Source organism: Aphanizomenon sp. CS-733/32 (genome assembly GCF_028330045.1).
GTDB classification, from domain to species: Bacteria; Cyanobacteriota; Cyanobacteriia; order Cyanobacteriales; family Nostocaceae; genus Dolichospermum; species Dolichospermum gracile.
The window spans coordinates 16,430-39,440 of record NZ_JAQMSE010000234.1 but is presented as its reverse complement, the minus strand read 5'-3'; the positions used below and the strand labels follow the sequence as shown (position 1 = coordinate 39,440).

The 23,011-nt window shown below is 36.7% G+C and carries 22 protein-coding genes; 3 read left to right on the top strand and 19 right to left on the bottom strand.

The window, feature by feature from the left end:
* Positions 1–89: 89 nt before the first annotated feature.
* The 7 genes from PN471_RS20025 to dndC all read right to left on the bottom strand — a co-directional run bounded on the left by PN471_RS20025 (position 90) and on the right by dndC (position 7,273).
* On the bottom strand, positions 90–491 hold the full coding sequence (locus tag PN471_RS20025; protein WP_271778338.1) for an ABC transporter permease: 402 nt from the start codon (positions 489–491) through the stop codon (positions 90–92).
* Positions 476–1,981: an AmpG family muropeptide MFS transporter gene (locus PN471_RS20020; protein ID WP_271778337.1), complete on the bottom strand. Its 1,506-nt coding sequence runs from the start codon at positions 1,979–1,981 to the stop codon at positions 476–478. The genes PN471_RS20025 and PN471_RS20020 overlap by 16 nt, the downstream gene beginning before the upstream one ends.
* Positions 1,982–2,018: 37 nt before the next feature.
* On the bottom strand, positions 2,019–2,414 hold the full coding sequence (dndE, locus tag PN471_RS20015) for a DNA sulfur modification protein DndE (protein ID WP_271778336.1): 396 nt from the start codon (positions 2,412–2,414) through the stop codon (positions 2,019–2,021).
* 134 nt (positions 2,415–2,548) lie between these two features.
* Positions 2,549–2,761 (bottom strand): hypothetical protein, encoded by a 213-nt coding sequence (locus tag PN471_RS20010; RefSeq protein ID WP_442867170.1) that lies wholly within the window; start codon positions 2,759–2,761, stop codon positions 2,549–2,551.
* A gap of 30 nt (positions 2,762–2,791) precedes the next feature.
* Positions 2,792–4,780, bottom strand: coding sequence for a DNA sulfur modification protein DndD (gene dndD / locus PN471_RS20005; RefSeq protein WP_271778335.1), 1,989 nt, complete (start codon positions 4,778–4,780; stop codon positions 2,792–2,794).
* 347 nt (positions 4,781–5,127) lie between these two features.
* A complete protein-coding gene (gene tnpA / locus PN471_RS20000; RefSeq protein WP_271778334.1) occupies positions 5,128–5,556 on the bottom strand; it encodes an IS200/IS605 family transposase in 429 nt (142 codons plus the stop codon).
* Positions 5,557–5,656: 100 nt separating this feature from the next.
* Complete coding sequence (gene dndC, locus PN471_RS19995) at positions 5,657–7,273, bottom strand: DNA phosphorothioation system sulfurtransferase DndC (protein WP_271778333.1); 1,617 nt, start codon at positions 7,271–7,273, stop codon at positions 5,657–5,659.
* A 180-nt stretch (positions 7,274–7,453) separates the two neighbouring features.
* On the opposite strand from dndC, the gene PN471_RS19990 reads away from it, so the two are divergent.
* Entirely contained in the window at positions 7,454–9,052 is a 1,599-nt protein-coding gene (locus PN471_RS19990; protein ID WP_271778332.1) for a DGQHR domain-containing protein, read from the top strand.
* On the opposite strand, the gene PN471_RS19985 is transcribed toward PN471_RS19990, so the two are convergent.
* The 7 genes from PN471_RS19985 to psb32 form a co-directional block, all read right to left on the bottom strand.
* Positions 9,053–9,991 carry an HNH endonuclease gene (locus PN471_RS19985; protein ID WP_271778331.1) on the bottom strand — a complete coding sequence of 313 codons (939 nt, stop codon included), beginning with the start codon at positions 9,989–9,991 and terminating at the stop codon, positions 9,053–9,055.
* Between the two features lie 36 nt (positions 9,992–10,027).
* Complete coding sequence (locus PN471_RS19980) at positions 10,028–10,501, bottom strand: DNA phosphorothioation-associated protein 4 (protein WP_271778330.1); 474 nt, start codon at positions 10,499–10,501, stop codon at positions 10,028–10,030.
* A gap of 104 nt (positions 10,502–10,605) precedes the next feature.
* Positions 10,606–11,166 (bottom strand): Uma2 family endonuclease, encoded by a 561-nt coding sequence (locus PN471_RS19975; RefSeq protein ID WP_271778329.1) that lies wholly within the window; start codon positions 11,164–11,166, stop codon positions 10,606–10,608.
* A gap of 32 nt (positions 11,167–11,198) precedes the next feature.
* A complete protein-coding gene (locus tag PN471_RS19970; RefSeq protein WP_271778328.1) occupies positions 11,199–11,837 on the bottom strand; it encodes a Uma2 family endonuclease in 639 nt (212 codons plus the stop codon).
* A gap of 43 nt (positions 11,838–11,880) precedes the next feature.
* Entirely contained in the window at positions 11,881–13,953 is a 2,073-nt protein-coding gene (locus PN471_RS19965) for an AAA family ATPase (RefSeq protein ID WP_271778327.1), read from the bottom strand.
* A complete protein-coding gene (locus tag PN471_RS19960) occupies positions 13,950–14,123 on the bottom strand; it encodes a hypothetical protein (RefSeq protein ID WP_193890849.1) in 174 nt (57 codons plus the stop codon). Before PN471_RS19960 ends, PN471_RS19965 begins: the two co-directional genes overlap by 4 nt.
* 488 nt (positions 14,124–14,611) lie before the next feature.
* Entirely contained in the window at positions 14,612–15,355 is a 744-nt protein-coding gene (psb32, locus tag PN471_RS19955; RefSeq protein ID WP_271778326.1) for a photosystem II repair protein Psb32, read from the bottom strand.
* Between the two features lie 180 nt (positions 15,356–15,535).
* On the opposite strand from psb32, the gene cysH reads away from it, so the two are divergent.
* A complete protein-coding gene (cysH, locus tag PN471_RS19950; protein WP_271778325.1) occupies positions 15,536–16,240 on the top strand; it encodes a phosphoadenosine phosphosulfate reductase in 705 nt (234 codons plus the stop codon).
* 503 nt (positions 16,241–16,743) lie between these two features.
* Positions 16,744–17,991, top strand: a complete 1,248-nt coding sequence (locus PN471_RS19945) for an exonuclease SbcCD subunit D (protein WP_271778324.1) — start codon at positions 16,744–16,746, stop codon at positions 17,989–17,991.
* Positions 17,992–18,217: 226 nt separating this feature from the next.
* On the opposite strand, the gene PN471_RS19940 is transcribed toward PN471_RS19945, so the two are convergent.
* The 5 genes from PN471_RS19940 to PN471_RS19920 form a co-directional block, all read right to left on the bottom strand.
* Complete coding sequence (locus PN471_RS19940; protein ID WP_271778323.1) at positions 18,218–18,709, bottom strand: hypothetical protein; 492 nt, start codon at positions 18,707–18,709, stop codon at positions 18,218–18,220.
* A gap of 183 nt (positions 18,710–18,892) precedes the next feature.
* A complete protein-coding gene (locus PN471_RS19935; protein ID WP_271778322.1) occupies positions 18,893–19,198 on the bottom strand; it encodes a hypothetical protein in 306 nt (101 codons plus the stop codon).
* 370 nt (positions 19,199–19,568) lie between these two features.
* Complete coding sequence (locus tag PN471_RS19930; RefSeq protein ID WP_271778321.1) at positions 19,569–19,976, bottom strand: hypothetical protein; 408 nt, start codon at positions 19,974–19,976, stop codon at positions 19,569–19,571.
* 37 nt (positions 19,977–20,013) lie between these two features.
* Entirely contained in the window at positions 20,014–20,271 is a 258-nt protein-coding gene (locus tag PN471_RS19925; protein ID WP_271778320.1) for a MoaD/ThiS family protein, read from the bottom strand.
* A 26-nt stretch (positions 20,272–20,297) separates the two neighbouring features.
* On the bottom strand, positions 20,298–23,006 hold the full coding sequence (locus PN471_RS19920) for an ABC transporter substrate-binding protein (RefSeq protein ID WP_271778319.1): 2,709 nt from the start codon (positions 23,004–23,006) through the stop codon (positions 20,298–20,300).
* Positions 23,007–23,011 lie beyond the last annotated feature (5 nt).

The following is a 23,011-nucleotide window of genomic DNA, read 5'->3' as shown; positions in this document are numbered from 1 at the left end:
TAGCAACAGTATTAATTCTAGCGAATTCTCAAGAATAAATTAGCCAACTTGCACTAAGCAAAATGAATTTGTCTTTTTCTGCCCTAATATTAAGGCTGATCCTGGTCTAATTCATTTAAGACCTTTTCACAGTACCAATTTTCGGGCATTCCCGGAACGTTTTGTTTGGCTTGTTCAATTAGTCTTTCCGCCGCCGCTACGTCTCCAGATAATCTAGCGATGAGGCGATTTTTGAGGTAGTTGCCGGTCACTTCTTCATCTGGTTGGTTGGGGATGCTGGGATTGAGTGCTTGCAGGGGTTCGCGTCGCAGTTGCCAAAATAGGACGTAATAAAGTGTTCCAAAAATTAGGATCAGGCTGATAGTTCCTAGTAGTGTGACGGGGTTAAAAGGCAGATTTTGCAGCACTAATTGTGAGAGGACATAGCCCAGTAATAGACCTGTGACTATTAGAACAAACGTACCGATAATAATAACTACTTGTGTTCCCATATATCTTTTTCTAGTCCTGGTCTGGTGGCTGCTAATACCTTGGGATGCCAAGGGGCGACAATAGGTAATAGTAGCAAACCAGGTAACGCCGCCACAAGAGAAAGTAAGAAAAATGTCGGCCAACCTGTGGCTGTCGCCCAACTACCGGCGGGGGCGGAAAGTACGTCTCGACTAATGGCCATGAGGCTGGAGAATAAAGCAAACTGGGTGGTTGTGAATCGGTGGTTACAGAGACTCATTAAAAAGGCGACTGTAGCCACTGTGACTAATCCAGCGGAGAAGTTTTCGATGTTAACGGCGATGACTAGTAGGGAATAATCTTTTTTATTAGCCATAGCTAGGGCATAATAACCTAAGTTACTCAGTAATTGCAGCGCTCCAAATACCCACAAACTGCGATTTAAGTTAATTTTGGTCATGATTACACCCCCAGCTAATACACCGACGGTGGTGGCAATAAATCCCATTCCGGCTTGGATTGCGCCGATTTCGGTTTTGGTAAAGTCTATTTCTCGTAAAAATAGGTTGGCTGTAATGCCGACGAGGGAATCACCTAGTTTATAAAGTAATATAAAACCTAGTGTTAAACTGGCTTGTTTGATGCCAAAGCGGTGAAAAAATTCTTTGAAAGGTAGAAAAATAGCTGTTTGTAAGTTTTGAGGGGGACTATCTTCCGTAATTTCGTTGAGGAGGGAGTTTGGTAATAATACGGATGTAGTGATCCAAGCCACTAATAATCCTGCTAGTAACCAATAAAATACAGGTTGGGGAATGAACCCGACAAAAACGCCGGCAATTAACCCTGCTACTAGTAAGGTGATCAGGACTATGAAAATCACGTCTTGCCTAGAAATGGGCGCTAGTTGTGTTTTGTCTTGCAACTTGTGTTCTCTGGGCGACCACAAGGTGGTAAATATACTTCCTGCCATAATTACTGCCATGAGTAAATATACGACATTCCAAGGCAAGTAATCTGCTAAGACTAAGGCGAGGGAACTGGTAATAAATAGGGCAATCCGGTAGCCTAATACCCACACAGATGCCCCTGGCTGTGCCTCTAGGGGGTTTAAAATGTCTGTCCGGTAGGCATCCCCGGCGATGTCCTGGGTGGCACTGAGGAAGGTAATAATTAGGCAGTTGATGGCGAGGATTTGTAATATTTGGTCATTTTGGGCGGGTTGTTGAATTGCCAGGGCAGCGATCGCTAATACTAACCCAATTTGGGTAATAATTAACCACCCTCTTCTGCCATCTAGTAATGGTGGTGTAAATCTATCTAATAGGGGCGACCACAGGAACTTTAAGGAATAAGGTAAACTTAATAACCCAAATAAGGTGATTTTGGCAATATCAACTTTGGCATCTTGCATCCATAGTTGTAGGGTTCTACTGGTCAGAAATAGGGGTAAACCTGATGCAAAACCTAGTAATAATAAAGCACCCATTTTCTGGCTTTGGAACGCCTGTCGGAGTGCTTGAATTTCTTTCATAAGAGTTATCTTGTCATTTCTACTAGACGGTGCAAAATCAGGATTTTACGTTCTTTGTAGCCTGTTCAATTAGATCTTCAACTTTCTTAATATTCTGATCTCCGGCTAAGTAACCAATACCCCGATGTAAATGTAAGCGAAATTGCGTAATTAGGGTTTCTCTATCTGTATCTAAGCCGTCGTTGTAGCAGCGTTGTTTGAGGGCTAAAAGTAATATATCGGACATTTCTCCCCCAAAAACCCGCCATGTCATTTCGACGTTACTATCTTGGGGGATAGGTACGGGTGAGGGTGCTGCGGGTTCTGCGAGGGAACGACAAAACGCCCACCGACATAATATGTTCCATTGTTCAATTTTGGTGCTGCGTTTGAGTTTGAGAAGTTGTTCTTTGGCTGTTTGGGAAAGTTTGATTCTTTCTATTGGTGATTCCATGATTTTGGTAATTAAGAATATGATTTTATTTCACGCAGAGAGGAAGAGTTGAGGATTTTGAGTTTTTCTATAAAATTCGGTTATTTTGATTGTGGGCAAAATTACGGACTATGCGATTTAGAAAACTGAGATAATCATCTATTTTCTTCATAACTATCTAATTCTTGTTCTTCTTCTGGTGTAAGTTGAGAATCTTGTTGTTGCAAGAGTAATGTTTCAATACGATTCTGGACATTACTAGAAGCACGAAAGATAGGTGTTCTTTCTTGTAACTCGATTGTGACAGCACCTTCTAAGGGTAAGGTGGCAGGTAAATTATGTAAGGTTGGTAGTAAGGGAATTGTCATATTTAACTCTGTGAAATACTAAATAATATTTTACCAAAAATAACCATCTTTAATTGTGGTTTCTCTTTTACCGGAGTTGTATTGGAGTAGGTATTCACGGGCTATGGCTTCGGTTTCTTGCAGGGTTTGATATTCTTTTTTGCCGATTTCGGTGTCGGTGGAAAGGAGGATTACTTGATGACTGGCTGAGGGAAAGTATCTTTCTACTAGGTTGTTACGGTGGGAGGAGTCTAGTCTTCCTAGTGGGGTGTCTATGGCGACTGGTAAGCGTCTTCCTGATACTTTGGCTAGTCCCCATAAAAATGCGATCGCTAATAGTTGTTTTTCACCGGCGGAAAGTCGGTGTTTAGGGACTGGTTTTCCATTCAAATCATATAATGATAATCCGAAGGTTTTGCTATCAATAGCTATACGATGTACTAAGTCTGATTTATGTAATAAATATAGAAAACAATTTTTTACTTCTTCTTCTAATTTATTCAATTTTCTCAAGGTTAATCTTTCTCGAAACACCTTTAATGTTTGTTGAACTTTTAACGCCGAATCAATAATATGTTCACTATTTTGATATTTGAGATTGTCTACTGTATATTCATTTAATTCCTGTCTCAATCTTTTAATTTCTGTATCTAATTCTATCAGTTTTTGAGTCATTATATCCGACTGAGATTTAAGTTTATTAAATTCAGTTTGGGATTCTTTTACTGCTGTTTGTAGTTTTGTATATTCTTCCGGTGCAGCCGCAGTTTGGACTTGTCTTTCTAAGGTGAGAATTTCTTCTTCATAATTAGTTAATTCATCTAATTGCTTTTGGGCGATATTTTGGGAAATTTGTAACCGATAGGTTATATTGTCAAGTAAACTTAAACTTTCTTCATCTCCATTTAACCAATTATTTTCTGTTGATAAATTATTAGTATATAAGTTATTGATATCTTCTGCTAAAAAAGATTGAATATTAGTAACTTTATTAGTTTCTAGATTTAATTGTTGTAGCCAATTTAGTAATCTTTCATCTCTCGCAATTAAGACATCTTTAGCTAATTGGATTTGTTGAGTTTTCAGTTCTTTTTCTCCCTGTCTTTGCACTTGCGATAATAAAGGACTAATTAAGGCTAAAGGTAAAACATCAGCAGCTAATTCACATAAGGATTCACGGAGATTATTAGCAACTTTAATTTTTGCTTCCCTTTGTTGTTCTAATTGACTACGTTCAGCGGCAATTTTCCCACCTTCATTCACAAATCTATCTAAAGCTTCTTCATGAATTTTGGCTAATTCCTTAACTTCAACATTCAGATTTACAAGTTTTATCTGATTATTTTCGTATTCTTTCTGTTTCTTATGGAGTCGGGTTTCAATTTCTTCTAATTTAGCTAGATCTTTACTATCTGCAAATTCTCGTTTTTTGCGATTTACTAATATTTCTAAATCAATTGCCAATTTATCAGCTAATTCTAAACCCAAAAGTCCGTTAATAGCATCAACAACTATGGGCGGTGGGATTTCCTGTTCTGCAAGTTCTTTAACTTGTTCACCGTCAAACAGAAATAAATTGGAAATGCCTATAGGTAAGATATTTTCTATATATTCATCCCAAATATTTACCAATGAATCAATTGGCCATGTTTCATCATCTCCTAATATTCCTAAATGGTCTTTTCCGTCTTTAGGATTTTTTTCCCAAGTTCTTACAACCCGATATTTGATAGGTCTATCGTCTTCAATATGTTCAAAAACTAATTCAATTCTGGTTTTTTCTGTGGGGGTACTTTTACTGTTTACGCATTGGGTTAAAAAATCACTATAACTCAGATTTCCCCTGGTTGAACATTGGGCACGTTGTCCATATAATGCGAGGCGAATGGCATCCATTAAGGTAGTTTTTCCGCCGCCGTTCATTCCTCCTAATAGGATAATTGGGCGGGCGTTATCTTCGTCAACGTGGGGGTTGAGGTTGATGATTTGTTTTCCAGCGTAAGGACCGAAGTTTTGCAGGACTAATTCTAGGAAGATCATGGTTTTTAATAATGTTGGTTTATAGAATATGGGGTGAATGATATAGCGAATGATACCCGGCGAATGGAATTCGCGTCTACACAGGCGAAACCCACCTTCGTGGGTTCAATTCATTGGTTTTTCTTAGTCCACGAAGGTGGACTTTGTTTGTGTAGCCGCGATTTCTAATCGCCGGGGCTTTATTGTTTGTGTAGAGATACGGGGCGAATAGAATTCGCATCTACACAAGCGAAACCCACCTTCGTGGGTTCAATTTATTGGTTTTTCTTAGTCCACGAAGGTGGACTTTGTTTGTGTAGCCGCGATTTCCAATCGCCGGGTCTTTATTGTTTGTATCACCGTGATTTCTAATCGCCGGGGCTTTTTTCGGTTTTAAGTTCCCATGTAGAAATAAGTGATTTTTGTTGATGGTGTGTTTGTTGGTTTTTGATGTAATTGGCTACACTATCTATAGCATCATAACTGACTGTGAATGCACCATAACTTCCTTGCCATTTAAAAAATTCTTTGGGTTTAATTTCATGATTAATAAAATGAGAAGAACTACCTTTTACCTGTTTGATAACTTCCGATACGCTGACAGTTGTGGGAAATCCTGTTAAAAGATGAACATGATCCTCAATTCCCCCAATGGCAATTACTGTACATTTTAATTCCTCACACTCTTTAATAATTGCTGCATAAACTAATTGCTGAATTTCTGGTGTAATTAACGGCACTCTATCCCATGTCCCCCAAACATAATGTAAATACAATTGCGTGAAATTTTCCCTCATATATTTTCTAATCTGTAAAACTTGATATTTTCTGAACCCGCGAAGGCGGGTTTTGCCTGTGTAGATGCGAATTCTATTCGCCCGTTATTCCATTCGCCCTTTATTCCCCATTATTATCCTTTTGTGCGTATTTGAAGTTAGCCCAAGTCTGTGGTTTACTCTCTTGTTTGTCGGCGGTATCTCCTAAACTTAATTGCTTGAATTTTTCCCGAATTGTGGCAACATCACCTTCTAATGCTGCTTGTCGTAAATCCCGTTTTAAATGGGCATTGGCGATCGCTTTTTCTGGTGAACGGGAACTTGTATCAAAGCATTTTTCTAGGCTTTCGTAGATACCCACACGGCGAGTTTTTTTCTTAAATTGTCTTTCTGTATCTAATAGTCTGGCCATTAATTCTAGGTGCATTCCATCACCTTCACAGATTTCTTCTAATACTCCCCATTCATCACTACCAAGTATACTTTGATCTGCACCAGGACGAGGATCTTTAAATACTTCTCCTGTAACTTCTTCATATATTCGGGGTAAGCTATCATCAAATTCGTGTTTTTCTTCTAACCATATTCGGCGAATTTCACTTAATTCCGCTTGAGAAATCAGGGTAATATCCCGCATATTTTCTGGTGCTGTTTGACGCATTTCTTTTTGCGCTGTTAATAATTTTCTTAACCAATATTCTCGCCAATATTTTGTATAGGGACCATGTATTGGTTCAACAGATGTTTCACCATTTACATTACGTTCAAATAATTGAACTTCTCCCCAGATACGACGAAAATCTCTTTTTTCGCGGTCACGGTCAACATCTAATTCAGCACGAAAATCAACTAATGGTTGTAACCATTCTTTTTCTTCATCATTTTGAATCATTGCTTGCATAGATTTATCACTATTAACCAATGTGCAAACCCAGCAACCAAAGCGAGAACTACCACAACTAGGAGTAGAAGTATCAACAACTAAAGGACATTCATTATCTGTTGTTGCACCTCTATACATAGAAAATAAATCTTTATTACTATATCCCCAAGGGTTTGAAAACTGCATTAAATACATCCAAACTTCATCAGTTCGCCAATCTTCAATAGGTGTATAAAGCAGAGAATTTATTAAATTAGGATGAGGACAAAGGCGCTCTCTAACTCTACCTGCTTCACGTTTTATCATTATCAAACCGCGAGTTATACTTTCAGTTTTGCGAGTTCCTAAAATAACAATTGTTTCACCATTAGCTCTCACAACGTCACGAATAAAAAGATTAGACGGTTCAATTTTTAGTCGTCCGGTACACCAGCGGAATTTATTGCGCGGTGCTGGGTAGCCTTTACCAATTAAACCTGCCCAATATGTGTGTTTTGTTTCTGGTTGCAGCAAATGAGGTTGTATTGGCATTTTTTGCTCTTCAGCCGCTACTTCCATTTGTTTTAATGAGCTTTTTACCCAAGCAGAAACATAGGGATTTTCTACCCCTGTATCTGTTGTAATTACATGAATTGCCTTAGTTCTTTTTTCCGGTGGAAGTCCAGAAATCGCATTCCAAATAAGCTGTAAAGTAGCAGTGCTATCTTTTCCTCCTGAATAGCCTACTACCCAAGGTATCTCATCTAAACAATACAATTCTTGAATTTCTGTCGTCAAAGCTTGGATATACTCCACTAATTCTGGTACAGTACGATTCGGCTGATTTTTATTTTCTGGCTGTTGTGCTGTAGTCATGTTTCCTTACCTATGGGTATATAAACATAGAATCAATACTTCCCTTTGTGGGAATGGAATCATCTAGTATATAAATAAACTTAAGCTATGCGTGCAACATATTTTTAAAAATTGCATCCCTAGTATCCATTTTTTTGGACAATAAAGCAAGATTTAGTCACTAAGTTTTCAAAAATTAACATGAATGATAATACAGATACACTAAATAATCAACTCGCTAACGAGTATCTAGAACGGGAAAATCAGGATAAACAGGTATTAGCTTTGCTGCTAGACAGGTTTTTAGAGAAAAAAGACCAAATTCTTGTTCAAAAGACAGAAATGGGTGGTACTGAGGCCTATGTAGGTTCTGTGACATTGGAATGGTTCGCGGGACGGGTACATTTTGCGTCTGGTTTACCCCTACTACAAAAAAAGTACAACCCAGAGACAGAGAATATTGAAATTGACGCTGATAGTATTGATGACATTCAACAACGTCCTGTTGACTGGTCGCGTCAAGCACCGTTAGTACAGTATTTAGCAGCGAGAAAAAACCATAAATTTCCGGCTGTGTTGGTAGTAATTAATCAACCTTGGGTAGATAACCCCAAAGCAGCGGAGTGGGATAGTCAAGGACGGGCTAAAAAAGCGACAACTGATTTTATACCTTTAGATAAAGATGGTAAAGTCGGTTTACTGAATATTTCTGAAGAAAATGTGACAATTTATGCTTTAGATGGTCAGCATAGATTAATGGGTGTCCAAGGTTTAATGGAATTAATTAAATCTGGTAAACTCCAACGTTATAAAAAAGATAAAACTGCTGATGAAAGTTTTATTACTCTATCTGATTTGATTGATAAATATCAAGTAGAACCTGCTTATTTACAAAGTTTATCTAAAGAGAAAATTGGCATTGAATTTATTTGTGCAGTGAATACTGGAGAAACTTATACAGAAGCAAAACGACGGGTCAGATCAATTTTCGTTCATGTGAATTTAATGGCTGCACCTTTAACTAAAGGTCAGTTAGCACAATTAAATGAAGATGATGGCTTTGCTATTGTAGCGCGAAAAATTGCGGTTACACATCCACTTTTAGAACAAAAACCCAATCGCAATCCCCGTGTTAATTGGAATAGTGCCACAGTCGCCGCTAATTCTACGGTTTTGACGACCTTGCAAGCCTTACAAGATATGTCTGAAAGGTATTTGGGTCAAAAGTTTCCCCACTGGAAACCTTTGGAAAAAGGGTTAATTCCCATGCGTCCAGAAAATGAAGAAATTCAGGAAGGAATTGCCGATTTTAGACTACTTTTTGATAATTTAGCTAATCTTCCCAGTTATAAAATATTGGAACACGAAGATACAACTGCTTTGCGTCGTTTCCATTTTGAAAAAGACGGAGGTGAGGGAAATATGTTATTTCGTCCAGTTTCTCAAGTGGCTTTAGCACAAGCTTTGGGAACTTTGGTATTTAAAAAAGGTTTTGCTTTGACGGATATTTTTAAGAAGTTGGAGAAATTTGACCGCCAAGGGGGTTTTAGTAGTATGGAATATCCTCAATCTTTATGGTATGGGGTTTTATATGACCCCAATAAAAAGCGGGTACAGGTAGTAGGAAAAGATTTAGCTGTGAAGTTATTAATTTACATTTTGGGAGGAATGACTGAACAAATGGAAGTCACTGCTTTACGTAAAGCCTTAGCTAATGCTAGGACTATTGAAGAACAAACTATCGGTTTTGATGGTAAGTTAGTAAAACCGCAGGAGGTAGGACTTCCTGTTATTTTATAATTATGGCTGAAATATATGATCACGATGCCATTGTAAAGCTTCAATATCTGGAAAATATTTTTCCACTTTTGGTAATATGAGTATTTCCCCATGAAATTCTGTTATTGTTCTAGCATGGGGAGATATTTCTTCTAATTCTTTGCTAACGATTATTTTGTATTTATCGTCAACAGCAAACCAGCCTCTATCAAAAGCCCAATGATGATTTTTACAAAGTGCTATTCCGTTATGTATTCTACTGTCATAAAAAGCAGAAAATGGCTTTATATGTGCGCCGTCAACAATATTTTGATTACCAGTTTTAGTAACTTTCAACCCACAAAAAGCGCATTGACAATCATATACAGAAACAACAGCTTTTCTAAAGAAAGCATTTCTAATTAGTGTTTTTTTTAAACTCCATTTAGGGTTGTTAGCTAAATTTTCAGTATCGTCTAGTTTTTCTACTTCTGGATAATCTTGAAAAGTCTGATTAATTTGTAGAAATTCCTCAATTTCATCTTCATTATCCGAGAAAAAAGCAGCTACCAGTGCATCAATTAGTTCTTTGCGAGAAAGTTCATCTTGTAAATAGTTAAATAATTCACTGTCTAAATATGCGTATTCAACAGCCTGTTTTAATTTATTAGTTGTTTTTGGTTGTAAATTATTAAAACCTGCTTTTATTTGTACGTGCCAAAATCCCTCATTTTGCAGATGAAAAAATGGATAGTGTAAACCCCCTTGATAAGATTGTGAGCCAATAACATCCCAATATTTATTAAAAGCTTGAATTAATTCATCTGAAACAAAAATTTGATTATTGGTAATAACTCCTCTCATAATCAAATCAATTACGGTTAAAAGTAATATCGGTTTATATTGAGCATTACCACGTTTTCGACTATTACTTACTTTCAACTTAGAAAACTTTTCACAATAAAAGCGAAGATTATTCATATTTCACTACTTAGTAAAAAACGCGAACAAAATGGATTATTTTAAAAATCTAGTTAAATTAAATTCTTCTTCTATATTGTTTTCCTGATAATCTATTGCTTTTCTTAAAATCAATAGAAATTGTATTTCATAATCAACAACTCCGCGCAATTCAGTTTGTAATATTTCTAATCCTCCATTAGCATACTCTTCCAATATTTGAGTACGTTTATCCTCATATTCATCTTCCCTAGAAACAAGTATTTGGATATCACTTGTCTCAACAATTCCTAATAATTTGATAATTTTGTCATAACCTAGTGAAGCAAAATTTTCTTGTGGAATTGGAGAAGGCTCTCTTTTTGTAGTATCTCCTAGAGGAACACTTTTTTTATACTTTACTCCTAATGCTGCTGCAAATATCATCACCTCCACGTAAGTTTGGAAAACTCCCGGTGTTTCCTTAGACGCTAGTAACGATTTCACCAACTCAGCTTTATCTTGAGCAATTTTGATTCTATTTGCCGCCATAATTATAAAACATACACCCTTAACATCATAAACCAAACCTAACCTACTAATACCACAAACTTACACTCCTCTCCGCGCCTCTGCGTCTCTGCGTGAGAAAAAAATCAAAAAACATCCTCATAAACCAGAGAAAGAGGAAACCTAAAATCAACACTAACCAAATGTACCTCATCATCCTCAAGGAAAGGATGTAACTCCCATAAACCCTTCTCATTTAAGCGAAAACAATCCAAACCTATTTTATCAGCACTAATTAAAACATATTCTTGCAAAGATTCAATCCGTCTATACTGCTGAAACTTTCCCCCCCTATCATAAGCTTCCGTACTCGGAGAAAGCACCTCAACAATTAAACAAGGAAATTGAATAAACTTAATCGCTTGTTTATCGCGTTCATCACAACTTACCATGACATCAGGATAAGTAAACGGACCATTTTCCGATATACCTACTTTAGCATCTGCCATAAAAGGACGACAATTACCACCACGCAAATGATTTTTCAACCCAGAAGCTAAATTTAAAGCAATAGTAGTATGAGGAATAGTTCCCCCAGTCATAGCAAAAACTTCACCATTGATATATTCATATTTAATATCTTGCTGTTCCTCCCACTCCAAATACTCCAAAGGACTCATATAACTTGGATCAAAATTAGCGACCATGACATTTACCTCCTGACTTTCCGTAAAACAAATTAACCGAAAATTTGCAACAACCAGCGATTAACTTCACCATCATCTTGAGTTAAACTGCGTTGAATAGCTTCCTGAACAGTAGATATTTGCAAACCTGGTAAAACCTTTGATTCCTCAATTCTCCTACTTCCACCATCAATAATTTCAAAAGCAATAATATCATTATTATTAGCATTCACTACCCAATATTCCTTGACCCCCAACCGTTCATAAAGTAACCGCTTAAAACCCAAATCATCACTAATAGAAGAAGCAGCCACTTCTACCACTAGAGTCGGTGCTGCTAACTCATTAATATCCACAGGAGAATTATTTAAAGGTGGAAATTTGATTTTCTCACCAATATAAAAAGCTAAATCAGGTTGACATTCTCCTTCATTTGTTCTGCGAAAACTGGTATTTACCCAACCTTTAATTTTAATGTTTTTCAATGTCGCATAAAAATTCACAACATTTGCAACAACATTATTATTATTTCCATGAATTGAACCAACTGGTAACATTTCTACCCTCATATAATTTTGATAAAAATAAAATCTTCCTTGCTGATAATCAGAATGTTTAGTAACTTCGAGAAACTCATCCCAACTTACCTTTACCCAACTATCTGTCACCAAACTTAAAGAACCAATAACCATAACTTTCTTCCTCTGTGTTCTCTGCGACTCTGCGTGAGATATATTAATTTCGTTCCACTTCCACAATTTCCGTATATTCAAAACCATTCAAACTCTGTCGAACCAAAGCATATCTTTCTCTCCCCAACTCAATAAAATCCTGTTCACAATTAGGTTTAGAAGAATAATAAACTAACACATATTCCTTCCCAATCTTATCAGCAATTTCCTCCTCAACTTCCACCCTCCATTGAGTTTTGGTCACCAACACAACCAACTGATTTGCTAACTTAGGAATAGTTCGTGCAATGTGACGACGGGAATTAGCGTCTAAACTTCCAAAAGGAGAATCCATAACAATGGGAAAAGTGCTACTTTCAGGAAGCATGATCATTTTTCGTCTTTCACTCCAGTCACGCACCTTATCAATAATACTAGCGATAAAAGATAAACTGAGAATTTGATTTTCTCCTGTGGAAGCTGCGACTGGTGATTCAATTCCCGTCGTATTTTCCACTAAACTTAATTCATATTTTTCGCTAATTTTGGGAATATAGGGAGTAAAAGAAATATCTGAGAAAATTTCCTGTACCCGCTGTTCCAATTGCAGACGAAACTGATTTTCTTGACGGTTTTTCACTTCTGATAACCTGTCAATTGCATCTTGAGTAGCATTAATGCGACGCTGTGCTAAAGATTGTTTCTCCTCATTTTGTTTTTGCTTAGATATTTGTTTGATCAAAGCATCAATAGTTGTTTTAAGGTGAGAAAATTCCTGTTGATTTGCACCTTGTTCTCGATTTAATTCATCACTTTTGGCTTCAATTTCATCCAGACGTTTTTGTAAATTGCTAATTTCCTCATTGGGATCTTTTCGCAGTTGTTCTTGAATACTATCTAATTCAGATTCAACTTGGGATAGATTGTCTTTTAACTGTTTTATTCTGTTTTGTTCTCTATCTGCTTCTTCCCAAAAAGCAACTGCTTGTTTATCAATTTCATCAACTTGTGCGCTCATTCTAATTGCGGTTTCTTCGACAGTTGAAGAACCTGCTTTTCTCATCAAATTCTTGACATGAAAATGGGTGTGAGTTCCTTCTCTTAGATCTGCACCACAAATACAACGTCCAGTATTAAGTAAATCATTGATAAATTCCCGCGAAATTCCTGCTGTTAATTCACCACTTTGTTTTAAATCTGTAAAAATTTCCCGAAACTTATTGGTAGTTTCCGATAACAGGACTGTATAACCCCGTGCGGAAATAGCTTTTTTTAAACTCTGCCGTGTTTTCTTTAAATCTTCTCGCAAACTATCTCTTTGGGAGTCTAAACTTTGCTTTCTTTCCTGTAATTCCTTAACAGCACTCAATTCTCGTAACTTATTACTAACTTCTTTTTTAAACGTTTGTTGATATTCCAACTCTTGATTTATTTCTGTTTGACGTTGATTAATGGTTTCAATTTCTATTTCTTGTTTTTCCTTTTGAGTTAATAGTTGTTTCGTTTCTGCATCACCAATATGCTTGAACTCAGTTTCCAAAGACTTTTTAGCATCTTTTAGGTGTCTAATAGAAAGTTCAATTACTTCCACCCCTAAAAAAGTTCTAATTGCTTCTGCAATTTCTGCTTTATTATCAGAACGGACAATTTCCTCAATCCGTTCACCGTCAAAGAAAAAATATTGATGTAAACTTGCTGGTAAAATCTGAGTGATAATTTCCTCTGGTAATTGATTAGGAATTTTCCATTGACCATCTTCTCCACCTAACCACATTCTTAGTTGAGTTTTTCCAGCTTCAATAATATCACTTTGATTTTTATAAACCCGACAACCACGTTTAGCACGATAGCGAATACCTTCATGTTCCCAACCAATTTCTACGGAACATTCTACGGGTTCTCCTGGTTGAGATTCGGCGATCGCGCGTTTATTTACTAACTGTTCAGTTGACGCAAAAGCCGCACTAAACTTTTCATATAAAACCCAAGTAAACGCATTCAAAAAACTGGTTTTACCAGCACCATTACTACCATAAACCATAGTAGTATTGCAAACATTTCCAGCAGCTAAAGTTATCTCTGGAGTTTTCCCATAAAAGGAACGAAAATTACATAATTTAATCGAAGTTAGCTTCATTGCACCGCTTCCTTCACAATAGTGAGAATATCATCATTTATATGACCTTTACTCTTTCTATCTAATCTGCTTTTCTCCAATCTCCATACTTTTTCAATAATTTGCTTTACCTCCGGTGGTGCGCTGGTAATTGGTTCTTGAACATCTTCAATATTTGTTTCTGATATCATTTCAATACTGCAATAGATTTATTTTCTATTTTAGCCCTTAACGAGTGACAAGGTGACAAAACAGCTTGTTTCATAGGGGATAGAGCCTGAAAGCCACGTTTAAAAAAGAGGCGCTTATGAGGCTTGAGAGCAATCAAGTTTAGAGCTAAATCAGCCCATAATTCCATTTTACGCAGAGTTTACCTATTCCTAAAAATCTTTGTAGATTACGTTTCCTGCTTTGATATTTAATTGGTTGGGGAAATAAGCTGGCTAATTTTGACAGTTTCACCCGGGGATGAGCTTGTATTAATAGGAACAATATTTCTAATATCAAAGTAACTGTTCACTCAAATGCTTTCGGAAAATTGTTTGATATGATTGTGGTAACATTTTTTGCTTTGGGGGCATCCTTCTATTTTTTTACCCCCTTATTTTCTCAAATTATTGCCACATCTCATCTTCAACCGCCTTATCACCCGTTAAGCTATTCCCCACCCCCCGGACTCCTATTTCTCAGATTCCTGAGAGGGTGGTTTTTGAAACACTAGATAAATGTAATATGTAGCCATGGGGATGACAGTAGCGGCAATTAATAGCCCGACAACCCAAACAGTAGCATTACCTTGATCTGTTTCTTCAGCTTTGGTAAAAGTTCCTTCTACCTGGACTGTCTCCTTGATTTCTGGTGGACCGGGATCTGCTTGACCGGATAAAATAGCAACCAGGCGATCGCTCACATCCAAAAATCCTTGGTTATATTTATTACTCTCACGTAATGCCGTACCTAATGTTTCTTCAGCCACACTCTGAGCAATAGAATCAGTTAATAATGACTTCACATTATCCCCGCTCAGTAAAGCTGTTCCATTGGTGACAGTATCAACTAGTAATAATACTTGGTTGGCTTGCTCTGCCGCTGTTGGAAACCACTTACTAAATAATCCTTTGGCAAAACTTTCCGGTGTTTCTCCATAGTCGAGGCGGTGAATAGTGACAATTCTGGCTTCATTACCAGTTTTTTGCGCCAAATCCTGGAAAGCCTTGCTAATCTGACCTTCATTCAATCGGCTAATCACATCACCTTGATCTAAAATCCAAGTGTCTGCTGTCAAACTGGGTATTTCGTATACACCAGTGGCCGCAGCAGGTAAAATAAACAGTGAAGTCGCCATCATCATCACCAATATAGGCAAGATGAGACGAATAACGTATTTTTGGTTACCAAATAATTGCTTGAGTAACTGTTGCATGGGATGAATCCTTAAACAGACTTGCAATCAAAATACTACATAATTAGGGAACAGGGAACAGGGAACAGGGAATCAATTTTCTCTCAAACCCATTTCCTCAATCATCGGCGGGGATATGTGCCTTGATACGATAAGATTAAATTTAATAAAAGTAAAAAATCTTGGTTTTAGAGAAAGATCATGACAACTTCTATCGCCTTTGACTTAACATCACTAAATCAGCAATTTGAAACTGCAACCCCTACAGAAATCTTAACCTGGTCTATACAGAACATCCCCACAGGACTAGTACAAACTAGTGCTTTCAATGTTGATGACATCATCTTGACACACATCTTCTATAGCGAACTTAAGCGTCCCGTTCCTGTTATTTTCCTGGATACCCTTTATCATTTCCCTCAAACCCTAGAATTGGTAGCTAAAGCCAAAGAACTCTATAACCTAGATTTAAAAACCTATAAGACACCAGACGTAGATAGCCGTGAAGCCTTTGCTGCTAAATTCGGTGAAGCCCTTTGGGATACAGATATTACTAAATTCCACGACATTACCAAAATTGAACCACTGCAACGCGGCTTGGACGAACTTAAAACTGTAGCCTGGATTACTGGTCGTCGTCGTGATCAAGCAGTTACTCGTGCTACCATGCCCGTATTTGAATTAGACGGTAAAGGAAGATTAAAAATTAACCCTCTAGCTACCTGGACTCGTAAGCAAAGCTGGGCCTATGTAGCTGAACATAAAGTAATTTACAACCCCCTTCATGATCAAGGTTATCCCAGTATTGGTGACGAACCTATTACCACCAAAGTCGGCGAAGGTGAAGACGAACGGGCTGGACGTTGGCGTGGAAGCGAAAAAACTGAGTGTGGAATTCACATTTAGTTAATTGTCAGTGGTCATTGGTCAGTTGTCAGTTGTCAGTGGTCAGTGGTCAGTTGTTAGTTGAAGAAATGGTGAAATCCAATTTTGAAAATTTGCAAGTGTCAACTTAAGCCCTGGCGAATGGAATTCACGGCTACACAAACAAAGTCCGCCTGCGCGGACTAAGGAAAAATCAAGGGTTGAAACCCACGCAGGTGGGTTTTGCCTGTGCAGTTTCTAACCGCCCGTTTTACGTTAAGTTGACAACTATGAGCAGTGCTAAACCCCTACAAATGGATGTTTTTGGTAATTTTCCAAAAATCCCTATTTCAACCATGTTGAGTATAATCGCCGTTTTGTTAGGATAGCGAGAGGTTCTTTAAATATTTGTTAACCAACGAAGCAGTAAATAGGCTAACACCAATCATTTATGAACTGTCTCCCAAGTTAAACGCCTATCTTAACTCCATAGGCAATATTTCAGAAAAAACAACGAACAACTGACAACTGACAACTGACAACCTATGAAAATTCTCCATCTTTCAGATATCCATATTGGTAGCGGTTTTTGTCATGGGCGTGTTAATCCAGTCACAGGTTTAAACACACGACTAGAGGATTTTGTGAAAACATTATCTTGGTGTATTGATCGAGCGATCGCTGATCATGTAGATTTAGTCTTGTTTGGTGGTGATGCCTTCCCTAACGCCACACCTGCACCCTATGTGCAAGAAGCCTTTGCTAATCAATTTCGCCGTTTAGTTGATGCAGATATCCCTACAGTCTTATTAGTGGGAAATCATGACCAACATTCCCAAGGTTTAGGGGGTGCAAGTTTAAATATTTATCGGACTTTGGGAGTACCAGGGTTTGTGGTTGGTGATACTTTAACGACTCATCGCATTTCCACACAAACAGGAGATATACAAATAATTACTCTCCCCTGGTTAACTCGTTCCACTTTAATGACTCGTCAAGAAACTCAGGGTTCTTCTCTAGCAGAAGTTAATCAACTCCTCACAGACCGTTTAGAAGTAGTTATCGAAGCAGAAATTCGCCGTCTTGATCCAAATTTACCCACTGTGCTTTTAGCCCATTTAATGGCTGATAATGCCACTTTAGGTGCAGAACGTTTATTAGCAGTCGGGAAAGGGTTTACTTTACCCTTATCTTTATTAACTCGACCATGTTTTGATTATGTAGCTTTAGGTCATGTCCACAAACACCAGAATTTAAATAAATCTAATGACCCACCAGTAATTTATCCTGGCAGTATTGAACGGGTAGACTTTAGTGAAGAGAAGGAAGACAAAGGTTATGTAATGATAGATTTGGAAAAAGGGAAAGTAAATTGGGAATTTTGTCCCTTACCCGTGCGAACATTTCGGACTATTGAGATAGATTTATCTAAACAAGATGATCCACAAAAAGCATTATTAAAAGGAATTACTAAATATGATATTCAAGATAATGTAGTGCGACTCATTTATAAACTGCGGTCAGAACAATTAGATTTAATTGATAACTCTTCTCTACATCAAGCTTTAAGCATCGCACACACTTACACCATTCAAGCCGAATTAGTTAGTCAATTAGCAAAACCCCGCATTCCTGAATTAAGCGCGAGTAGCAGTATTGACCCAATGTCAGCTTTACAAACGTACTTAAATAATCGAGAAGATCTAAAAGAAATAATGCCCTCTATGTTAGAAGCAGCACAGAATTTATTAACAGATGATGAAGGAATTTTGTTAGTACCCCAAGTTACCTGAGTTCGGTGTTAGGAGTTTCTCCTTCGGAGACGCTACGCGAACGGAGTTATGATTTTTTCAACGAGATCATCAGGGTTTGAGACTCATGGAGAGTTTTCCAAAAATTATCTTATGTCGAACTCAGGTCAAGTTAGAAGTCAAAAGTCAAAGGTCAAAAGTCAAAGGTCAAAATTAATATGCCGTAGGCTTTTTAGGAATTTTTAATAATGCTGGAAATTGGGAAAATTTACCTAATTAATCTATTTTGCCAACGGGTAATGGCTCGCAAATATGCAATAATAGGAATCTGATAAACTTCAAGAAAAATCCAAATAATAATTCCTAAATGTGATAAAAAAGTTAGTACCGTCCAAACAAATGGAAGCCATGACAGGGGAACATGAGAATGGGGAGGAAAATAATATGCTGTCACTCCTATTAAGATAGTCGGTAAAATAATAAAAGCAATTGCGGATAAACCATAACCCCAACCTAATTCCACATTTCCTAATCGTGCTTGTGTCCACCTTAATCCGTTCCAATTCCAAACTAGAGGCGGTTCTCTAGAAGGCATTTTCACTTGTTGTAATTCTAAATTCACTGTAAAAATCTCATTACAGAAATCACAACACATAGCTTCCATCATCAACATTTGCGAAATTTTACCCACGCGACAGACTGGACATGGATAATTTTCTTGAAAGTTTAAAGATGTTGATAAAATTGGAGATTTTGGCATAATTAAACTACTCCTTTTTTTAACATCAGTGATAAGATCCCCGACTTCTGATATTAATTTATAATTTGCGGACACAATAAATAAAAGAAGTCGGGGATCTTTTGATAATTTTTTTAATAAAACAACCTAGTTTCTTGATAAAACCAGGTTGAATTTGATATAATGACAATATTGGCAATGTAATTAGTCTAGAAAACCCATCAAAAGCTCGGAGTCATCGAAGGTGTTCGGCGCTATTGGCCGATTTCCGAAGACGGAATAGTTGTCAGCAACTACCAAGGTGCTAGAAGCAATGGGACGAATACCAGATAAGTTAATACTATCAACTACTTGGAATGTATTTGCACCTATGGGACGAATTCCCATGGAGTTAAATGTATCAACTACTTGTAATGTCCCGGTGGTAATGGGACGCATTCCAGCAACTATGATTGTTGCCTGAGAGCTTTCTTCAGTATTACTGATATTATCCTGATTATTTTCTGTCATTTTTATTTCTCCTTTGCATTAGATGACACTTGTTCAAACTGAATCTTTGTTTGTTAAGTGAATTTTACAATAATTAAGGAAAGAAGTATTTTTTTCCTATATATTTAGAGTCTAACCTTAAACTAGCATATATCACAGGTTGAATCTGAGACTGATATATTTTTTGATGAGGTTAGATTTTTGATTATATCAGCTAATGGACATTTATTTTGGTACAGAGAGGTTACATAGCAGGAGTCAGGAGTCAGAAGTCTCTTAGCATATAACTTTTACTGTAGATTCTGTATCTCATCCAAGTGCATACCGCTATATCAAGTTATAAAATTATTTTATCTTTTTGATAAGATAACTATCATAATTATACATCCCATTAAAGAATTAAGTAACTCTGCCATTTGGATTGAGGATCTTGATGGTTTTTTTCTGGTATTAATAACCGCCAACTTTTACCTTCTTTTTGAATTTGTAGGTAGACTTCAAAGGGTTTTTCTAGTTGTTTAAAACTGCGTTTTGGTAGTTTGACGGTAAAGTCGTAATTTCCCTGTACCCGATAAGCTGGTAGGTTTTCAATGGTAAGGGGTTGTTGTTGAGTGATAGATATGCGTTGAATATTAAATTTTTGGAAGTTTAAATCTAGCTGTTGGTTAAGTTGCTGTTGGGTTTGTTCTAGTTGGAGTGCGATCGCTTTTTGCACTAATTCCGGTGTCGGTAATAAGGCCATACTAGTACAAGCTGTGAGGAAAATTATCAAAATTGTTGTAAAAATTAACTTAATCATATTTAATTTCTTTTTAATGGCTTTGAATATATTCTCATTAACCACCATTGACTGGGGGAATTAAAACCACTTCGTCACCATTTTGGAGAATGGTATCTGGTTCAACAAATTGTAAATTCACGCCAAAGCGGGTTATTTCTCGCCATTTGCTTAATTTTGGGTGTTCGGAAATTAGGCGATCGCACACAGCTTGCACAGGTGTACCATAGGGAAACTCCCACACTAATTCATTCACTCCATAAACTTCTTGATAAACAGCAAATAACTTAACGGTTACAGTAATAGATTGGGACATATAATTTTTCTATACAACCTGATCATTTAATCATTGAGAATTATTTCAAATTTACCCCCCTTAACTTGCACAAGAATAGATTGACCTTCCCGCTCCCTTTCTGGTGTAAACTTGAGAGGATAACCCGATGTTTCATTGGCAGAAAGACTAACATTTGCCAATCCTGCCAATACTGTACTACGAGATGGATTATCAGATAAAGCTTTAATTAAAGCCTGAGTTGCATCAAAGCTAGTTGCAGTTCGCCAACTAATAGCTCCTCCCCACTGATTATCTGCTTTTTTGGCAAAAGATTGAGCTTGTGATGTTTCTCTAAACCAGGGGACTGCAATGATTAAACCCTCGACATTTTTTCCCCAACTGGTTAATATCTCACCCTGATAAAGATTATCTCCACCTAGCATTTTTAATTCTCGTCTTGATGGATTTTGAGCTTTGAGTGTTTCGTTTATTTTGGTAATTTCTTTGGCAATCTTGAGAGTAATATCAAGCTTTTGCGTATTAGAAAATAACATTACTGCTTCTGCTTGATCACCATAGACACTTTTAGCAACTTCTTTTCCTGCATCAAATGTAGGAGAAGTTAAATCAATTAAAGGTTTACGAACCACCTTACCCCCTAGTTTCTCAAATTGATTCGTAAATATCTCTCTGATACTATTGCTATATGCGTTAGTTGGGTTAGCAAAAATTACTACTTTTTTTAATTTGAGACTTTTATAAGTATATTCAGCAAGTTTTTTACCTGCGCTTTCATCAGAAGAAACTGCTCTGAAGAAAACTGGATTGTTTAGTAAAATGCTAGTGCTAGTAGGGGAAATCACTGCCAATTTAGCTTTTTCATATTCTGGTAATGCTATCTTAGTAGCATCGCTAGAAATATGTCCAATCACCCCCAGTATTGAAGAATCGTTGATGAGTTCTTGAGCTACTGCTTTGGCTTTTTCTGTGTTACTATCATTAGCAATCACAATTTCTAGTAATCTGCCATTTAAGCCATTGTTACTATTAAATTGGTTTTGTGCTTGAGCTACTCCACGTAATACTTCTTGAGTAATAATGGTGCTTTTGTCTAATGGCACAACTACTGCTAATGTTAGAGGAGAACCTTTTTGACGTGCTAGAGAATTATTATAATAAATTAGCACTTCTGGATCATAGCGATTAGCTTTTACCGCTTGTTGAAATAACGTAGTTGCTTCTTGATAATCACCTTGTTGAAAGGCTTGAATACCTTTGTTACGCGGGATATTATTAATCTCAGGAAAGAAAGTGCGATCGCCTCGACTAATTCTATCATTAATTATACTATTATCTCCAACACAAAAAACACCTAATTCCTTTCTTTCACCTGCTCCACATTTAGATCCGCGAGCAATACTAGCCACTATAATACTAGAAATAATCAAAACAGCGGATATTATTGCAGTTAAAATAATTAAATTGGATTTTGCTTGAACATCTGGAGTATTAACTTCACCTAATTTATTTTCAGTTGGTTGAGGTAAATTCATATTAATAGCAGTATGATAATCAACAACGTCAGTTTCAGTTTGGGAATGAGTGCTTGAATGGAGAATTATATGACTGATATGACTAGGATTTTTTTTTTGCTCAATTTTATCTAATTCATTAATCTCTTCTTTTAGTGGGTGACGTTGTATGATCCACAGCCGGACAAATTCTATTTTAACCTTCTCCTTTATTTCATCTAAAAACCCATTACTTCTCAAAAGTTGGTTCGTTTCTGTAATTAATTTATGTTCTGTGTCAGGTCTATATCTTGTGATTAATTCAAGGTAATCTTCCGAATTTTCTTGTGCTTCTGCTATTGCTGCAAAAACAACTTTTTCTAGAATCGAAAATCCGTCCCAAAACCATGTCAAACCAGCCTCAGCCAACTCAATTGCTTTGTTAATAATGAGTTTGACATCATCACTACTAACCGTCCATTTATCCTCTTCTCGCGCTCTTCCAAAAATGGTAAAACATATCGCTTGGATAAAATAAGGATGTCCTGCGGATAGATCAGAAATGGCTTTTATCGCATCTTCTTCATATTTAAGAATATTTTTGGCTGGGTTAATAATTAATTTTTTTGTACTATCTTCATCTAATAGGCCAATTTCTCTAACAGGTACATCCTTAAATATCTTACTTATCCTGTGGTTATTTAGTGATTTTTGTTCTATTAGTAAAATTAAAAATAATTTTTTATTAAAATCAATCAAGGAAGATAAATATTTATAAACCTGCTCCAAAAATTCTGAATCATGACTATTCATTAAGGCATGAAATTCATCAAGCACTAATAACAAATTCTTATTTTCTAATAATTTATATACTTGCTGTAAAAATTCATCATAGAAAATTTCTGGATCTAATTCTAACTCTGTAATTTCCGGTAGTTTAATATTGTGATCTTCCAACGAAAGATCATTAAGGATTTCTTGAGCCAAATCCACCAAAATTTCACTCAGGGACTTTTGGCTATAATGTTCTAAATTAAATGTCACAAAAACAAACTCATGTAAATCATTCAATCCATGAGGAATATTCCTAATGACAGATGATTTACCAATGCGTCGTTGACCATGTAACAAGATGATGTGGCGATTATGTTGAATATCATCTTGAATAGCCGAAAATAGCTTTTCTCTCCCAAAAAACAACTGTTGGTCAATGGGACGACCAATCACATAAGGGTTTCTTTGAGACTTAAAAGAAGTAATCATACTTT

Excerpts from the sequence above, each read along its gene's own strand:
- PN471_RS19935 (WP_271778322.1), bottom strand. The coding sequence starts at position 19,198 with ATGACAGAAAATAATCAGGATAATATCAGTAATACTGAAGAAAGCTCT.
- PN471_RS19965 (WP_271778327.1), bottom strand. The coding sequence starts at position 13,953 with ATGAAGCTAACTTCGATTAAATTATGTAATTTTCGTTCCTTTTATGGG.
- PN471_RS19920 (WP_271778319.1), bottom strand. The coding sequence starts at position 23,006 with ATGATTACTTCTTTTAAGTCTCAAAGAAACCCTTATGTGATTGGTCGT.
- PN471_RS19960 (WP_193890849.1), bottom strand. The coding sequence starts at position 14,123 with ATGATATCAGAAACAAATATTGAAGATGTTCAAGAACCAATTACCAGC.
- PN471_RS19940 (WP_271778323.1), bottom strand. The coding sequence starts at position 18,709 with ATGCCAAAATCTCCAATTTTATCAACATCTTTAAACTTTCAAGAAAAT.
- dndE (WP_271778336.1), bottom strand. The coding sequence starts at position 2,414 with ATGGAATCACCAATAGAAAGAATCAAACTTTCCCAAACAGCCAAAGAA.
- dndC (WP_271778333.1), bottom strand. The coding sequence starts at position 7,273 with ATGACTACAGCACAACAGCCAGAAAATAAAAATCAGCCGAATCGTACT.
- dndD (WP_271778335.1), bottom strand. The coding sequence starts at position 4,780 with ATGATCTTCCTAGAATTAGTCCTGCAAAACTTCGGTCCTTACGCTGGA.
- PN471_RS19990 (WP_271778332.1), top strand. The coding sequence starts at position 7,454 with ATGAATGATAATACAGATACACTAAATAATCAACTCGCTAACGAGTAT.
- PN471_RS20020 (WP_271778337.1), bottom strand. The coding sequence starts at position 1,981 with ATGAAAGAAATTCAAGCACTCCGACAGGCGTTCCAAAGCCAGAAAATG.
- tnpA (WP_271778334.1), bottom strand. The coding sequence starts at position 5,556 with ATGAGGGAAAATTTCACGCAATTGTATTTACATTATGTTTGGGGGACA.
- PN471_RS19980 (WP_271778330.1), bottom strand. The coding sequence starts at position 10,501 with ATGGCGGCAAATAGAATCAAAATTGCTCAAGATAAAGCTGAGTTGGTG.
- PN471_RS20010 (WP_442867170.1), bottom strand. The coding sequence starts at position 2,761 with ATGACAATTCCCTTACTACCAACCTTACATAATTTACCTGCCACCTTA.
- PN471_RS19975 (WP_271778329.1), bottom strand. The coding sequence starts at position 11,166 with ATGGTCGCTAATTTTGATCCAAGTTATATGAGTCCTTTGGAGTATTTG.
- PN471_RS19970 (WP_271778328.1), bottom strand. The coding sequence starts at position 11,837 with ATGGTTATTGGTTCTTTAAGTTTGGTGACAGATAGTTGGGTAAAGGTA.
- cysH (WP_271778325.1), top strand. The coding sequence starts at position 15,536 with ATGACAACTTCTATCGCCTTTGACTTAACATCACTAAATCAGCAATTT.
- PN471_RS19930 (WP_271778321.1), bottom strand. The coding sequence starts at position 19,976 with ATGATTAAGTTAATTTTTACAACAATTTTGATAATTTTCCTCACAGCT.
- PN471_RS19925 (WP_271778320.1), bottom strand. The coding sequence starts at position 20,271 with ATGTCCCAATCTATTACTGTAACCGTTAAGTTATTTGCTGTTTATCAA.
- PN471_RS19985 (WP_271778331.1), bottom strand. The coding sequence starts at position 9,991 with ATGAATAATCTTCGCTTTTATTGTGAAAAGTTTTCTAAGTTGAAAGTA.
- psb32 (WP_271778326.1), bottom strand. The coding sequence starts at position 15,355 with ATGCAACAGTTACTCAAGCAATTATTTGGTAACCAAAAATACGTTATT.
- PN471_RS20025 (WP_271778338.1), bottom strand. The coding sequence starts at position 491 with ATGGGAACACAAGTAGTTATTATTATCGGTACGTTTGTTCTAATAGTC.
- PN471_RS19945 (WP_271778324.1), top strand. The coding sequence starts at position 16,744 with ATGAAAATTCTCCATCTTTCAGATATCCATATTGGTAGCGGTTTTTGT.